This is a genomic window from Pseudomonas sp. zbq_18 (assembly GCF_043102245.1).
Classification (GTDB): Bacteria; Pseudomonadota; Gammaproteobacteria; order Pseudomonadales; family Pseudomonadaceae; genus Aquipseudomonas.
The window spans coordinates 92,800-108,974 of record NZ_JBICIT010000014.1 but is presented as its reverse complement, the minus strand read 5'-3'; the positions used below and the strand labels follow the sequence as shown (position 1 = coordinate 108,974).

Annotated in this window: 10 protein-coding genes; 5 read left to right on the top strand and 5 right to left on the bottom strand. The window is 64.8% G+C overall.

Going from position 1 to position 16,175, the window contains the following annotated elements; translation table 11 throughout:
* Positions 1-247: 247 nt before the first annotated feature.
* Positions 248-1,234 (bottom strand): hypothetical protein, encoded by a 987-nt coding sequence (locus ACF8C6_RS12065; RefSeq protein ID WP_392499513.1) that lies wholly within the window; start codon positions 1,232-1,234, stop codon positions 248-250.
* Positions 1,235-1,391: 157 nt separating this feature from the next.
* On the bottom strand, positions 1,392-1,859 hold the full coding sequence (locus ACF8C6_RS12060) for an Lrp/AsnC family transcriptional regulator (RefSeq protein ID WP_392499512.1): 468 nt from the start codon (positions 1,857-1,859) through the stop codon (positions 1,392-1,394).
* A gap of 197 nt (positions 1,860-2,056) precedes the next feature.
* Between ACF8C6_RS12060 and ACF8C6_RS12055 the strand changes: the two genes are divergently transcribed.
* The 4 genes from ACF8C6_RS12055 to ACF8C6_RS12040 all read left to right on the top strand — a co-directional run bounded on the left by ACF8C6_RS12055 (position 2,057) and on the right by ACF8C6_RS12040 (position 10,665).
* Positions 2,057-5,524: an indolepyruvate ferredoxin oxidoreductase family protein gene (locus ACF8C6_RS12055; RefSeq protein WP_392499510.1), complete on the top strand. Its 3,468-nt coding sequence runs from the start codon at positions 2,057-2,059 to the stop codon at positions 5,522-5,524.
* 171 nt (positions 5,525-5,695) lie between these two features.
* A complete protein-coding gene (locus ACF8C6_RS12050) occupies positions 5,696-6,751 on the top strand; it encodes a Glu/Leu/Phe/Val dehydrogenase (RefSeq protein ID WP_392499509.1) in 1,056 nt (351 codons plus the stop codon).
* 70 nt (positions 6,752-6,821) lie between these two features.
* Positions 6,822-8,282, top strand: coding sequence for a sodium-dependent transporter (locus ACF8C6_RS12045; protein WP_392499508.1), 1,461 nt, complete (start codon positions 6,822-6,824; stop codon positions 8,280-8,282).
* Between the two features lie 178 nt (positions 8,283-8,460).
* Positions 8,461-10,665 (top strand): OsmC domain/YcaO domain-containing protein, encoded by a 2,205-nt coding sequence (locus ACF8C6_RS12040; RefSeq protein ID WP_392499507.1) that lies wholly within the window; start codon positions 8,461-8,463, stop codon positions 10,663-10,665.
* Positions 10,666-10,732: 67 nt separating this feature from the next.
* Here ACF8C6_RS12040 and ACF8C6_RS12035 read toward each other — a convergent pair whose 3' ends face one another.
* The 3 genes from ACF8C6_RS12035 to ACF8C6_RS12025 all read right to left on the bottom strand — a co-directional run bounded on the left by ACF8C6_RS12035 (position 10,733) and on the right by ACF8C6_RS12025 (position 14,327).
* Positions 10,733-12,862 carry an acylase gene (locus ACF8C6_RS12035; RefSeq protein WP_392499506.1) on the bottom strand — a complete coding sequence of 710 codons (2,130 nt, stop codon included), beginning with the start codon at positions 12,860-12,862 and terminating at the stop codon, positions 10,733-10,735.
* Between the two features lie 284 nt (positions 12,863-13,146).
* Entirely contained in the window at positions 13,147-13,956 is an 810-nt protein-coding gene (locus ACF8C6_RS12030; protein WP_392499505.1) for a c-type cytochrome, read from the bottom strand.
* Complete coding sequence (locus tag ACF8C6_RS12025; RefSeq protein ID WP_392499504.1) at positions 13,941-14,327, bottom strand: rhodanese-like domain-containing protein; 387 nt, start codon at positions 14,325-14,327, stop codon at positions 13,941-13,943. Before ACF8C6_RS12025 ends, ACF8C6_RS12030 begins: the two co-directional genes overlap by 16 nt.
* 605 nt (positions 14,328-14,932) lie before the next feature.
* On the opposite strand from ACF8C6_RS12025, the gene ACF8C6_RS12020 reads away from it, so the two are divergent.
* Positions 14,933-16,138, top strand: coding sequence for an acetyl-CoA C-acetyltransferase (locus ACF8C6_RS12020; protein WP_392499503.1), 1,206 nt, complete (start codon positions 14,933-14,935; stop codon positions 16,136-16,138).
* The last annotated feature ends 37 nt before the right edge of the window (positions 16,139-16,175 follow it).

The window sequence follows — 16,175 nt, the reverse complement described above, 5'->3', positions numbered from 1 at the left end:
GGGGGACGAGCCGCATGGCTGCGGCGAGAGGCTTAAAGGGCCAAGGATGGCCCTTGTAAGCCGGCCCCCGGAGCGGCACCGGAGGGAGGGAAGTCTGGCCGCAGGCCAGACCCGGATGCCGGGGTGGCCTTCTCTTTGGTTACTTTCTCTTGGCCACGCAAGAGAAAGTGACTCGCCGTAAGGGCGAAAAGGGAAGGTCGAACAACACAGTGGTTTGAAAAATATCCCTTTCTAGCCCAGTGATTCTCTAGAACGGTATGTCATCGTCGAAAGGGGCTATTACCGTCTTAAGAGGCAGAGCACTTTTGGGTAACGGTAGGTTCGTAACGATGAACAAGTTGAGAATATCGTCCCTGTCCATAAACATAATTTGAGAGCGTTTCGTAGCGTCCAGCTTGTTGCCTATCCAGTTCCTTGCTTGCTTCGTTATCTCACCGCCTGCGACGATAAATGCGTGGTCGACCAACACTCGCCGATTCAGTTCTGGATCGAAAATCTCATGCCCAAGCATCATGTTCACTTGATTGTGTATTTCGGCGACATTGGCTGAGCCAGCCGTGCCGACGCCCGCTGAGTCCAGTTTTCCTTTCTTTGCTTGGATACCGAAGTAGAGTACGTGGCGGGTTGGAAGGGTATATTTCATCCACACGTCCTTGCCGTATTCCAATGCCTTGTCTTTGTGACCAGCTGCGGTGATGCGATGAAATCCAAGCTGACGGAACAACGGCAGCAGCACTTCCTCAATCAATTCATCTTCGGAGCATTTTCCGAGGTAGGTGGTGAGCTGCTCTCGACGTTCCATCTCCGCTGGAGTTAGCGGACGATGTGGATTTGCCATCTGCGCGACAGTGTTCGTGGCAATGTGGCGAAGCTGGCCTATACCGTGCTCGTCATAGAACGCTTCCCAGCCTTCGCGTGCTAGCACAATATTCAGTGAAGCAAGTGCTTTGCTTCTATCCGGATCACTGTCTTGCGCGTCGCCCTTGTCGAGAGTTGCGCGAATGATTCGGACGAAAGCATCAGGCGGAACTGAGGGGCTGGAGTGCGGTAGGGCCAACACTTCCTCTAGTCGACTTGCCACCCATGCCCATCGGGTCGATCCGTCGTGAGCATAATCCAGGTCGCAATCTTGAAAGAACTCGGTTATGTAGCTGCTTGATCGATACCGAAAGTGCTCAGTATCACCACAAACAATGTGGGCGAGTTCCCTGAGATTCCTGCTCTTCCATTTCATTTATATTTCTTTGCTTGTGCGCTGAAGTGCGTAAATCGCTCATTGAATCAAGTCTAAATTAGCTGTTGCTCAACTCTAGTAAACGGTAATTTGCAATCGTCAATGAGCTGCGGCTGTTGGATGACTACCTACTAAGCGCATTCATGCGGGCGCTATCTCAATCCAACGGCAACTCCGTAGTCCGCTTCACCACACTCATCGCAATATGCGAATGCGCCTCCTGCACATGCGGCCGCTGCAACAGATGGTCGCGCAGGAAGCGCTCATAGTCGGCAATGTCCCTGGCCACCACCTTGAGCAGGTAGTCCGAACCGCCGGCCATGGTGTGGCACTCCAGCACCTGCGGGTAGCCGACCACCGCTTCCTCGAACTCTTCCAGGTTGTTGCGGCCATGGGCCGATAGCTTGATATCGACGAACACCGTCATGCCCAGGCCGAGCTTCTGCGGGTTGAGCAGGGCGACCTTGCGTTCGATCAGACCTTCTTCCTGCATGCGGTGGATGCGCCGCCAGCAGGGTGATTGCGACAGCTCCACCTTCTCGGCGATCTCGGCGGCGGAGAGGTCGGCGTTGTGCTGCAGCAGGCGGAGAATGCGGCGGTCGAGGGGGCTCAGCTTTTCCTGCATGATTTTTTCTCTTTGTTCGTCATTGCGGAATAACTCATGCGCAGTATCCCGCTTGGCTTGCGAAAAAAGAAAGAAAAATCCAGAACTCCTCGGTCATAGTTTTGCTCATCCGACCTGTTGCGGTGACCCCGCGACAGGTTTCACGGCGACCTCCAAGAAAGGTCGTCTCGCTCACACAAGAATAAAAGGAGCGCCCCATGTCTCTGGCCGAAATCCGTCTGGACGACAAGTACCGTGTAGCCACTGGCCGGCTTTACCTGACCGGCACCCAGGCGCTGACCCGCCTGCCCATGCTGCAGAAGCAGCGTGATACGGCCTATGGGCTGAACACCGCCTGCTTCATCTCCGGCTACCGCGGCTCGCCGCTCGGCGGCCTAGACAAGAGCCTGTGGGAAGCCAAGCAGTTCCTCCAGGACAATCACATCCACTTCCAGCCGGGCGTCAACGAAGAGCTGGGCGCCACCGCCGTGTGGGGCAGCCAGCAGGCCAACCTGTTCCCCGGTGCGCGCTACGACGGCGTGTTCGCCATGTGGTACGGCAAGGGCCCGGGCGTGGATCGCAGTGGCGACGTGTTCAAGCACGGCAACTCGGCGGGGGTTTCCAAACACGGGGGCGTGTTGGTGCTGGCCGGCGACGACCACGGCTGCAAGTCCTCGACCATCGCCCACCAGAGCGAACATGCCTTTATCGCCGCGTCGATGCCGGTGCTCAACCCGGCCAACGTTCAGGAAATCCTCGACTACGGCATCCTCGGCTGGGAGCTGTCGCGCTACAGCGGCTGCTGGGTGGCGCTGAAGACCATCGCCGAGAACGTCGATTCCTCGGCCGTGGTGGACGTCGACCCGCTGCGCGTGCAGGTCAAGCTGCCGACCGACTTCCAGCTGCCGGAAGACGGCGTGCACATCCGCTGGCCGGATCCGCCCCTGGCCCAGGAAAAGCGCCTCAACCAGTACAAGATCTACGCCGCCCGCGCCTTCGCCCTGGCCAACAACCTCGACCAGATCAAGTTGGATTCGCCCAACCCGCGCCTGGGCATCATCACCACCGGCAAGTCCTATCTGGACGTGCGCCAGGCCCTGGATGACCTCGGCCTGGACGAAGAGCTGTGCGCCCAGGTCGGCCTGCGAGTGCTGAAGATCGGCATGAGCTGGCCACTGGAGCCGGTGGCGGTGCACAACTTCGCCGAGGGCCTGGACGAGATCCTGGTGGTCGAGGAGAAGCGCAGCATCATCGAGGACCAGCTCACCGGCCAGCTGTACAACTGGCCGGTCGGCAAGCGCCCGCGGGTGGTGGGCGAGTTCGACGAGGCGGGCAACTCGCTGCTGCCCAACCTGGCCGAGCTGACCCCGGCGATGATCGCCCGTGTCATTGCCAAGCGCCTCGCGCCGATCTACACCAGCCCGCAGATCGAGGAGCGCCTGGCCTTCCTCGCTGCCAAGGAAGCCGCACTGGCCGCGCCCAAGCATGACACCAAGCGCACCCCGCACTTCTGCTCGGGCTGCCCGCACAACAGCTCCACCCAGCTGCCGGAAGGCAGCCGCGCCCTCGGTGGCATTGGCTGCCACTACATGACCCAGTGGATGGACCGCAACACCGACACCTTCACCCAGATGGGCGGCGAGGGCGTCACCTGGATCGGCCAGGCGCCGTTCACCGACACCCCGCACGTCTTCCAGAACCTGGGTGACGGCACCTACTTCCACTCCGGCCACCTGGCCCTGCGCGCCGCCGTGGCCTCCGGGGTCAACATCACCTACAAGATCCTCTACAACGACGCGGTGGCCATGACCGGCGGCCAACCGATCGACGGCGAGCTGCGCATCGACCAGCTCAGCCAGCAGGTCTACGCCGAGGGCGTGAAGCGCATCGCCCTGGTCAGCGACGAGCCGGACAAGTACCCGACCCGCGCCACCTTCGCGCCCATCGTCACCTTCCATCACCGCCGCGAGTTGGACGCCGTGCAGCGCGAACTGCGCGAGATCAAGGGCACCACGGTGATCCTGTATGACCAGACCTGCGCCACCGAGAAGCGCCGTCGGCGCAAGCGTGGCAAGCTGGCCGACCCGCAGAAGCGCGCCTTCATCAACCCGGCGGTGTGCGAGGGTTGTGGCGACTGCAGCGTGAAGTCCAACTGCCTGTCCGTGCTGCCGCTGGAGACCGAGCTGGGGCGCAAGCGGCAGATCGACCAGAACGCCTGCAACAAGGACTTCTCCTGCGTCGAAGGTTTCTGCCCGAGCTTCGTCACCGTGCACGGCGGTGGCCTGCGCAAGCCCGAGGCGCTCGGCGCCAAGGCGTTGTTCGTGGCGTTGCCGGAACCGCGCCGGCCGACCCTGGAGCGGCCGTGGAACATTCTGCTGCCGGGTGTCGGCGGCAGTGGCGTCACCACCGTCGGCGCGCTGCTGGGAATGGCCGCGCATCTGGAGGGCAAGGGCTGCACCGTGCTCGACCAGGCCGGCCTCGCGCAGAAATTCGGCCCGGTGATCAGCCATATCCGCATCGCCGCCAAGCAGGACGATATCTACGCGGTGCGCATCGCCGCCGGCGAAACCGACCTGCTGCTGGCCTGCGACCTGGTGGTGGCGGCCGGCGAGGAGCCCCTGGCCAAGTTGAATGACAAGATCGCCCACGCGGTGGTCAACAGCCACGAGGCGGCCACCGCCGAGTTCACCCGCAACCCGGACGCCCAGGTGCCCGGCGCGGCGATGCGCGAGGCGCTGGTCGAGGCGGTGGGCGAGGGCAAGACCCACTTCGTCGACGCCACCCGCCTGGCCACCGCGCTGCTCGGCGATACCATCGCCAGCAACCTGTTCATGCTCGGCTATGCCTACCAGAAAGGTCTGGTGCCGGTGTCGGCCGAGGCCATCGACAAGGCCATCGAACTCAACGGCGTATCGATCCAGCTCAACCAGCAGGCATTCCTCTGGGGCCGCCGTGCCGCCCATGACCTGGTCGCCGTGGAGCAGCTGGCCAAGCCGAAGACGCCCGATGCGCCGCGTTGCGAAACCTTCGACGAGATCGTCGCCGACCGCATGGCGCGCCTCACCGCCTACCAGGACGCTGCCTACGCGCAGCGCTACCTGGAGCTGGTGACCCGCGTGCGCCAGGCCGACAACGGCGCCGACCAGGCCTTGAGCCGCGCGGTGGCTCGTTACTACTTCAAGCTGCTGGCCTACAAGGACGAGTACGAAGTGGCGCGGCTGTACAGCGAGCCGAGCTTCCGCCAGCAGCTGGAGGCGCAGTTTGAGGGCGACTACCGCCTGCACTTCCACCTGGCGCCGAGCTGGCTGGCCAAGCCCGACGCGCGCACCGGCGCGCCGATCAAGCGCGAGTTCGGCCCGTGGGTGCTCAAGGCTTTCGGCGTGCTGGCGCGCTTCAAGTTCCTGCGTGGCAGCCTGCTCGATCCGTTCGGCCACAGCGCGGAGCGCAAGGTCGAGCGCGAGCTGATCGGCGAGTACGAAGAGCTGGTCGAGCTGCTGCTCAAGGAGCTGCGCCCGGACAACTACCGCACTGCCGTGGCCCTGGCCGAGCTGCCAGAGCAGATCCGCGGCTACGGCCACGTCAAGGAACACGCCGTGGCCAAGGTGCGTGAGCAGGCCAGGCAGCTCAAGGCGCGTTTGCTGGTCAGCGAAATCGCCGCGGTGCAGCTGTTCGAGCCGGCCGCCTGAAAAGTCGCCCTCTCCCCTAGCCCCTCTCCCATGAATGGGAGAGGGGAATCGGTACTCCCTCTCCCGCTTGCGGGAGAGGGCAGGGGAGAGGGTGCTGCCCCTCATCCGGCCACCTTCTTCCATGGGGAGAAGGATCTATTCCGCAACCAACAAGAACACCGAGGAAGCCTCATGTCCGTCTTCACCCATATCGACTTCGACCATCACGAGCAGGTGGTCTTCGGTCACGACCAGGCCAGCGGCCTCAAGGCCATTATCGCCGTGCACGACACCACCCTGGGCCCGGCCCTCGGCGGCTGCCGCATGTGGAACTACGCCAGCGACGAGGAAGCCCTGCGCGACGTGCTGCGCTTGTCCCGCGGGATGACCTACAAATCGGCCCTGGCGCGCCTGCCCCTGGGCGGCGGCAAGGCGGTGATCATCGGCGACCCGCGCAATGGCAAGAGCGAGGCGCTGTTCCAGGCCATGGGCGATTTCGTCGACAAGCTCGGCGGCCGTTACATCACCGCCGCCGACTCGGGCACCGGCGTGGCCGAGATGCAGATCATGGCCCAGCGCACCCGCCATGTGGCCGGCGCCGGCCAGCGCGAGGCCTTCGGCGGCGGTACCCGTGACGGCGACCCGTCGCCATCCACCGCCTATGGTGTGTTCGTCGGCATTCGCGCGGCGGTGCGTCATCGCCTCGGTCGTGACGACCTCAAAGGCCTGAAGGTGGCGATCCAGGGCGTCGGCCAGGTCGGCTTCGGCCTGGCCAAACACCTCAAGGACGCCGGCGCCGAACTCTGGGTGACCGACATCTTCGAGGCCAACCAGCGCCGCGCGGTCGAGGAGCTGGGCGCCCAGGCGGTGAGCCAGCACGACATCTTCGGCCTCGACGTCGACGTCTTCGCCCCCTGCGCCCTGGGCGCCATCGTCAACCCGCAGACCCTGGAAGCGCTGCGCGCGCCGATCATCGCCGGCGCCGCCAACAACCAGCTGGCCAGCCCGGAGCTGGCCGAACAGCTGCGTCGCTGCGACTGCCTGTACGCGCCGGACTACGCGATCAACGCCGGCGGCATTATCGACGTGTGCTACGAGCGCACCGGCGGCAGCCCCGAGCAGCTCAAGGCGCATATCGAAGGCATCGAGGCGACCCTGGCGGAGATCTTCCAGCGCGCCCGCCATGAGGGCGCCACCACCACCGCGATCGCCGATCGCATGGCCCGCGAGATGCTCGGCCGCGCCTGACCCAAGCACCGCGCCGTCGGCGTGCGGCGGCGCATTCCCTCAGTCACACACAACAACAAGCAGGTGACGCATGACCCGTGAAAAACCGAAGAACCTCTGGCTCTCGCGCTGGGGCTTCATCCTCGCTGCCACCGGCTCCGCCGTGGGCCTGGGCAACATCTGGAAGTTTCCCTACATCACCGGCGAATACGGCGGCGGCGCCTTCGTGCTGATGTACCTGGCGTGCATCCTGGCCATCGGCATTCCGGTGATGATGACCGAGATCGCCCTCGGTCGCCGTGGCCGCGGCAGCCCGCTGGACGCGGTGGCACGGGTCGCCCGCGAGGGTGGGGCGCATCCGCTGTGGCGCGGCGTGGGGCTGATGGCCATGGTCGCCGGCTTCATGATCCTGTGTTTCTACGTGGTCGCCGCCAGCTGGGCCTTTGCTTACACCTGGAAGATGCTCGATGGCTCCCTCGCTGCCACCAGCGTCGAGACGCTGGGCGGGGTGTTCGAGGCGCACAACGCCAATCCCTGGCAGCTCGGCGGCTGGAGCCTGCTGGTGGCGCTGCTGACCCTGTTCATCGTGGCCAAGGGCGTGCAGAAGGGCATCGAGCGCTCGGTGAGCTGGATGATGCCGGGCCTGGCGGTGATGCTGCTGATCCTGGTCGGCTATGCCTACAGCAGCGGCAGCTTCAGTGCCGGAGTGGACTTCCTGTTTACCTTCGATGCCTCGAAGATCACCGGCGAGGCGCTGCTGGCAGCCCTCGGCCACGCCTTCTTCACCCTCAGCCTGGCTTCCGGCGCCATCCTCATCTACGGCTCCTACCTGCCGGATGGTCAGTCGGTGGCGCGCACCACCTTCGTCGTCGCCGCCGCCGACACCTGCGTGGCGCTGCTCGCCGGCCTGGCGATCTTCCCGATCATCTTCGCCAACGGCCTGAGCCCCAGCGCCGGGCCGGGGCTGATCTTCATGAGCCTGCCGCTGGCCTTCCAGCAGATGCCGTTCGGCACCTTCTTCGGCGTGCTGTTCTTCGCCATGGTCTCCATCGCCGCGCTGACCTCGGCGATTTCCCTGATCGAGGCCACTGTCGCCTACCTCAACGAGAAGCACGGCATCAGCCGGATCAAGGCCGCCACCGGCGCCGGCGTGGTGCTGCTGCTGATCAGCCTGCTGGCCATGCTGTCGTTCAACGTCATGGCCGGCTGGACGCCAGGCGGCAAGAACCTGTTCGACTGGCTGGACTACCTGACCTCGCGCTGGATGATGCCGCTGGGTGGCATCGGCATGGTGATCCTCGCCGGCTACTGCCTGCGCAGCGAGGTGATGCGCGACGAACTGAACCTGCCGCCGCTGGGTTACGCGCTGTGGCTGTTCATGGTGCGCTACGTCAGCCCGGTGCTGATCGGCATCGTGTTCCTGCACGCGCTGGGCTGGCTGGGCTTCGATCCGATTGCCCGCTGGTATTGGATCGCTGGTGCGATTGGTGCCTTGGCGGTTGCCGGCGAGTTGCTGGCACCACGAGTGCGGCATGAACTGCTGCGAGACTAGTACCGCAAGCGCCGCTCGGGCAGAACGCCAGCGGCAGCGTGATGCGAAAAGAGGCCAGCTGGCCTCTTTTCATGTGTTATTGCGCGTTGTGCAGAAGCCTGCGCGTCGGTCGGGCAAGACTTCCCGGCGAAAAGCCGGATAATGGCGACCTTTCGTCTTACCCGTGCCCGGTACCCCCATGGAAATCAAGGTCAACTTTCTCGACAACCTGCGTCTCGAAGCCAAATTCGATGACTTCACGGTGATCGCCGATCAGCCCATCCGCTACAAGGGCGATGGTTCGGCGCCGGGGCCGTTTGACTACTTCCTGGCGTCCTCGGCGCTGTGCGCGGCCTACTTCGTCAAACTGTACTGCCAGACGCGGGGCATCCCCACCGACAATATCCGCCTGTCGCAGAACAACATCGTCGACCCGGAAGACCGCTACAAGCAGATCTTCAAGATCCAGGTCGAACTGCCGGCGGACATTTCCGACAAGGATCGCCAGGGCATCCTGCGCTCCATCGACCGCTGCACGGTGAAGAAGGTGGTGCAGACCGGCCCCGACTTCGTCATCGAAGAAGTGGCCAACCTGGACGCCGACGCCCAGGCCCTGCTGATCCCGGCGCTGACCGAGGGCGAGGGCACGCGCATCCTCGGCAAGGATCTGCCGCTGGAACAGACCATCGCCAACATGTCCGGCATCCTCGCCGAGCTGGGGATGAAGATCGAGATCGCCTCCTGGCGCAACATCGTGCCCAACGTCTGGTCGCTGCATATCCGCGACGCGCAGTCGCCGCTGTGTTTCACCAACGGCAAGGGTGCAACCAAGGAAAGCGCGCTGGCCTCGGCGCTGGGCGAGTTCATCGAGCGGCTGAACTGCAACTTCTTCTACAACGACCAGTTCTGGGGCGAGGAGATCGCCAATGCCGACTTCGTCCATTACCCGAACGAGCGCTGGTTCAAACCGGGGCCGAAGGATGCGCTGCCTGAGGAAATCCTCGACGACTACTGCCTGGCCATCTACAACCCGGACGGCGAGCTGCGCGGCTCGCACCTGTACGACACCAACTCGGGCAACAAGGCGCGCGGCATCTGCTCGCTGCCCTTCGTGCGCCAGTCGGACGGCGAGACGGTGTACTTCCCGTCCAACCTTATCGAGAACCTGTACCTGTCCAACGGCATGAGTGCCGGCAACACCCTGGCCGAGGCGCAGGTGCAGTGCCTGTCGGAAATCTTCGAGCGCGCGGTCAAGCGCGAGATCCTGGAGAACGAACTGGCCCTGCCGGACGTGCCGCAGGAGGTGCTGGCCAAGTACCCGGGCATCGTCGCCGGGATCAAAGGCCTGGAGGAGCAGGGCTTCCCGGTGCTGGTCAAGGATGCCTCGCTCGGCGGCGAATTCCCGGTGATGTGCGTGACCCTGATGAACCCGCGCACCGGCGGCGTGTTCGCCTCCTTCGGCGCGCACCCGAGCTTCGAGGTGGCGCTGGAGCGCAGCCTCACCGAACTGCTCCAGGGCCGCAGCTTCGAGGGCCTCAATGACCTGCCGCAGCCGACCTTCGAGAGCCAGGCGCTGACCGAGCCGAACAACTTCGTCGAGCACTTCATCGACTCCAGCGGCGTGGTGTCCTGGCGCTTCTTCAGCGCCAAGGCCGACTACGAGTTCGTCGAGTGGGACTTCTCTGGCCACGGCGAAGAGTCCAACGCTCAGGAAGCGGCGACCCTGTTCGGCATCCTCGAGGACATGGGCAAGGAGGTGTACATGGCGGTGTACGACGACCTCGGCGCCAACGCCTGCCGCATCCTGGTGCCGGGCTACTCGGAGATCTACCCGGTCGAGGACCTGATCTGGGACAACACCAATAAGGCGCTGATCTTCCGCTCCGACATCCTCAACCTGCACAGCTTGAGCGACCTGCGCCTGAAGAGCCTGCTCAAGAGCCTGGAGCAGTGCGAGGTCGACGACTACACCGACATCACCACGCTGATCGGTATCGAGTTCGACGACAACACCGTGTGGGGCCAGCTGACCATTCTCGAGCTCAAGCTGCTGATCTACCTCGCGCTGAAGAAGTTCGACGAGGCCAAGGCGCTGACCGAGGCCTTCCTGCAGTACAACGACAACACCGTCGAGCGCGGCCTGTTCTACCAGGCGCTCAACGTGGTGCTGGAAGTGCAGCTGGACGACGATCTGGAGCTGGCCGACTACGAGGCCAACTTCCGCCGCATGTTCGGCAACGAACGGATGGACGCGGCCATCGGCTCGGTGAACGGCAGTGTGCGTTTCTACGGACTGACCCCGACCAGCCTGCAGCTGGAGGGCCTAGATAGGCACCTGCGCCTGGTCGAGAGCTACAAGAAGCTGCATGCGGCGCGGGCTAGAGCCGCAGGGCTTTCCAGCTAGGAGCGGTCTGCAACTGTATGGGGTGGAAACGCACGCAGTGAGTTTCCACCCCGAATAAACAGCCTGCTTACTTTGCCTGCACCGAGGCTGCCGGCCGATACTCGCGCTGGATATGCCCGGCCAGCTGCTCCTCGGTGAACCACACCGGCTTGGTCTTCATCTCGACGAACTCCGGCACCTGGTCGGCATAGTGCGGCGACTGGCTGTCGAGGGTGGCGCTGCCGAACTGGTGGATGCTGTCGCTGCTGAGCTTGCCGTTTTGGTCCCATTCGACGAACAGGATGTAGGTGTCGCCGGCCACGGCCTTGAGCGTGCCATCCTCCTGCGCTTCGCCCCACACCGAGCGCAGGCTGTCCCATGAGCCGTCCAGCGCCAGGTTGGTTTCCCCGCGCACGATGCGGTTGACCTCGGCCCACTCGGGGTCGAGGCGGCCGAAGTGCTGCTTGAGCGTCCTGGCGGCGGTGAGCAGGGACTCGCGCAGGTCGGGTTCCGGCAGCTTGGCCTCCTGGGCGCGGATCACCGGAGTGGTGGCGAGCAGGGCCAGGGCGGCGCCGCGATTGGCCCGCTCGCTGTTGTAATCCCACTGCCTGAGCTGGGCCTGCGCTGCGCGCAGTTCCTCATCGTCCGCTGCGTCCAGCGCCAGCATTTGCTGCACGCTGGCGACCAGCGCCGAGCGCTCGCTGTAGCGCAGGTCGTACTTGTACTGGCGGAACTCCTCGCGGCTGATCGAGCGGTCGGCGCCGAAGGTTTCCTGCAGGCGCAGGGCCCGGTTGGTCATGTTGGTCTGGATGCCCATGCTCGCGGGGAAGTCCTGCGGGCGCAGGTCGTCACCAGCCTCGCTGGCATGGAAGGGCGTGGCATTGGCGTTGAACAGCAGCCCGGAGGTGGGGTTCCACAGCTGCGGCGTGCGCTCGGCCGGCAGGTAGCCCTGCCAGATCAGGTCGCTGCGGTCGCCGGGCAGGGTGCCGCTCCAGTCGATATCGACTGTGCGGTTGGGGAACATGCCGTTGTAGACGTAGCCGACATTGCCGCGCTCATCGGCGTACAGGTAATTGAGCGCGGGTACCGCCTGCAGCGCCATCGCGGCCTGCCACTCGGCCAGGTTGCGCGCCTTGTTCAGACGATAGACCTGCAGGCCGCCACGGATTTCATCCATGCCGGCGTAGCGCAGGGCGAAATCGCCGTGCTCGGTGCGCAGCACCGGCCCGTGTTCAGAGCGCCAGACGGTTTTCGGCACAGGCACCAGCAGCGGACCCCACAGCTTCACCCACAGCCAGGCGGTGGATTGCTGCAGGTCGCGCCACTGGCCGTCCAGGCGGTATTGGTCGGGGTTGTCGGGGTTGATGGTCAGCTGATAGACGTCGGCCAGGTCCGGGGCGTTGACCGTGTTGGCCCAGCCCAGGTGTTGGTTGTGGCCGTGCAGCAGGAAGGGCGAGCCGGGGAAGAAACCGCCGGCCACATGCCAGCCTTCGTCGCTCTGCAGTACGGCCTCATACCAGGCCACCGGGCCGGTGTAGGGCTGGTGCGAGTTGACCAGCAGGCGGGTGACGCCATCGCTGGAGCGGCTCGGTGCCACCGCCACGCCGTTCGAGCCGGTAGGCGTCTTGACCAGCTCGGTCTTGCCCTCGAAGACCTGCTTGAGGGTCTTATCCAGGCCATAGAAGAACGGCATCTTGAACAGAAAGCCGGCCGCCACGTCTTCGCCGGTCATCGGCAGCGCCGAAGCCACGACCTTGTCCGGGTGCTGCGCGGCATACAGGTTCACGCCGTCGGCATAGGCCTGCATGACGGCGCGCACATCGGCGGGCAGATCGCGCTCGTAGCGGGCGCGCACGGTGGGCCAGATGTTCAGCAGGCTGACCACGTAATCGCCCGGCGCCGCCTCGCTGCCCTTGCTCATGGCCAGGCGGCCGCGCACGGCCATGGTCACGTCCTGGATGGTGGCGTAGTCGTCCTCGGCATGGGCATAGCCGAAGCCGAAGGCCACGTCGCTGTCGCGCGCGCCGAAGATATGCGGCACGCCCCAGCTGTCGCGCACGATGCGCGCGTCATAGGCCTTGGCCCGTTCGAACAGCTCGGCCGTGTCGATGCGCTCGCGTTGCTGCCAGAGGCTGGCGGCGAGCAGGGCGATGAGGATGAGGGCGAGAAACAGCAGCAGGGCGCGGAGCAGGCGGAAGGTGGTCGAGCGACGGGGCATGTGGGGTTCCGGGGCAGCCTGGGGAGTGCTGGAGAGTAACAAGAACGTCGCTTTTGCAGTGGGGCTTATTGCCTTGGGGAACGACTGAGTGGGTAACCAGGCTGTTGCGTATCGCAGTGGTTTCCGTGTTGGCCCGGCATGGGTTTCGCCCTGCCGGGCTGGCTCCCGGATGGCCGGCCTCCGTCAAGGAATCAGGCCTGCGCTTGGCTCCGTGTTGGTGGCGTGCTTGGTTTAGGGCTGCTCCGGGCTTCCTGCATGAAACTGCTTGCGCTGCTGTAAATCAGTCACTGAATGGTCTTGTGCTTGGCCATGTGCCCCAGATATCCCATCAATGCTGCCAGTTCCTGATCACTCAAAACCGCCCTGCTGAAACCTGGCATCCGCCCCTGCGGCCACCTCCGCATACTCTGCGGGTCCCGAATGTACTGCCGCAAGAAATCCCCCGCGAAATACTCCGTCGGGTTATGCGGAATATTCAGATCCGGCCCGAACTGCGAATCCCCCGCGCCATTCAGCCGATGACAGGCCAGGCAGTTCTTCTGGAACACCGCAAACCCCGACTGCACCTCGGCACTGGCATCGGCGGCCGGCAGCAGGGCGGGGAAGCGCTGCGCCACTGGCGCCAGCAGGCGCAGGGTGGACACCTGGAACGGCCACTGCTCCGGGCCGATCTGCGCGGCCTCGGGGTTCTGCCACACCAGGTAGAACGGCCCGGCACTGGGCTTGTTCCTGGAGAGTGCCGGCCAGGGCTGCGCCGGATCTTCCACTGCCAGCCAGGCGCGCGCGCCCTGGCTGCTCAGCAGGGGCGCGGCGGGCAGTTCGGCGGCGAAGCCATCCAGGGCCAAGGCTTGCAGGTGATCGCCGGGCTGCACGCCGTCGAGCAGGGCCGCCAGTGGCACGGCGCGGTAGGTCATGGCGCGCTTGTAGGCCACGTCGGCGGCGATTTCGATCTGCTGCGCCTGCGGGTGGCTTAGCAGTTCTGCCGTGCTCCAGCTGCGGCTGCCCTGGGGCAGCTCCAGCTTGAGTTCACCGGCCTGGGCCAGTGGGGCGAGCAGGGTGGCGCCTAGCAGCAGGCGGCTCAGCAGTGGGTGCATGTAGGGCTCTCGGTGTGGTTGTCGCGGGCCAGTTTGAATGTCTCGTAACCGCCCGCGTTGATCACCTGGGTGTAGCCCAGCGCCTGCAGTTCGTCCTGGGCGACGCTGGAACGGCGGCCGCTGCGGCAGTAGAGGACGATCGGAGCGTGCTTGTCTGGCGCGACTTCGCTGATGCGTGCAGCGATGTCACCGTGGGGAATGAGCTTCGCGCCGGGCAAGGCGCCGCTGGCGAATTCGTCCGGGGAGCGTACGTCGATCAGCACGGCACCGGGCTGGGCCAGGGCGTGCAGGGCGGCGGCGGAATCGATGTCGCCGGCCTGGGTGGCCAGCGGGCTCAGCGCGAGGCTGAGGCAAAGCAGGAAATGGCGCATGACAGGAGACCTCATGAGGCGTCGAACGCTCACGCTAGCACAGTCTCCGAGTGGGTTGTTCCGCAGCCCGAGCACTACGGCTTCGGGCTACGGCGGGGGAAGAATGATCAGCTGACCAGGCGACTCACGTTGGGCAGGATCAGGATGACGGTGGTGGCAAGGACGATCAGGCTCGCCTGCCGGTACTTGGCTTGTTTGATCATGACGCTACTGCCTTTGTTCTTGTTGGTGCTTCGGCCGTTGCTGACAGCGCCAGGCTGCGAGCGGGGCACCACACCGTGGCGCAGATAAAAAAGCCGTCCCGGCAGAACCCGGCGACGGCACCTTGCATGAGTAATGCTAGGGGCGCGGTCACACTTGGCTTAGACCACTTGGCTTCTACAAAGCGCTTGGTTGTACAAGTTGGTTATTGCGGTGGGCTGGCGCCCGTGCAGCAGGCCTTGAGCCAGAGCCTTCGCGCTCTGCAGGCGGATGGGTGGTCGATGACGACCGCTCGTCTGAGCCGAACGGTCAATGGACCTGAGCGCATCGGTCATTGAGTCCATGGGGCGTGGATTTAAGGTAGGGCGACCCGGCATTTGCCGCTGCCATGCACCGAGGACGTCATGACCGAAGCATATATTTTCGACGCCGTGCGCACCCCGCGCGGCAAGGGCAAGAAGGACGGCGCGCTGTACAGCGTCAAGCCGGTGGACCTGGTGGTCGGCCTGCTCAAGGCCCTGGAGCAGCGTAACCGCCTGGATACCGCCCAGGTCGACGATGTGGTGCTGGGCTGTGTGACCCCGGTGGGCGACCAGGGCGCCGACATCGCCAAGACCGCCGTGCTGGCCGCCGACTGGGCCGAGTGCGTGGCCGGTGTGCAGCTCAATCGCTTCTGCGCCTCGGGGCTGGAGGCGGTGAACATGGGCGCGATGAAGGTGCGCTCGGGCTTCGAGGACCTGGTGGTGGTCGGCGGCGTGGAGTCCATGTCGCGCATCCCCATGGGGTCGGACGGCGGCGCCTGGGCGATGGACCCGGCGACCAATATGCACACCCACTTCGTGCCGCAGGGCGTGGGCGCGGACCTGATCGCCACCCTCGAAGGCTTTAGTCGCAGCGACGTCGACGCCTTCGCCCTGCGCTCGCAGCAGAAGGCCGCACGTGCCAGCGCCGATGGCTCGTTCGCCAAGTCGCTGATCCCGGTGACCGATCAGAACGGCATCGTCCTGCTCGACCACGACGAATTCATCCGCGGCGATTCCACGCTGGAGGGCCTGGGCAAGCTCAAGCCGAGCTTCGAGATGATGGGGCAGATGGGCTTCGACGCCACCGCCCTGCGCAAGTATTCGCACGTCGAGCGCATCGAGCACGTGCATACCCCGGGCAACAGCTCCGGCATCGTCGATGGCGCGGCGCTGATGCTGATCGGCTCTCCAGCCAAAGGTAAGGAGCTGGGCCTCAAGCCGCGTGCGCGCATCGTCGCCACCGCCGTGACCAGCACCGACCCGACCATCATGCTCACCGGCCCGGCGCCGGCCACCCGCAAGGCGCTGGCCAAGGCCGGCCTGTCGGTGGAGGACATCGACCTGTTCGAGGTCAACGAGGCCTTCGCCTCGGTGGTGATGAAGTTCATGAAGGACATGGGCGTGCCGGAGAGCAAGGTCAACGTCAACGGCGGCTCCATCGCCATGGGCCACCCGCTGGGCGCTACCGGCTGCGCCATCCTCGGCACCCTGCTCGACGAGCTGGAGAAGCGCGAGCTGCGCTACGGCCTGGCCACGCTGTGTGTCGGCGGCGGCATGGGTATCGCGACCATCATCGAACGTCTTTAAGGAGCTATCACGGGCTACTGCGCTCGGTCATGCGTTG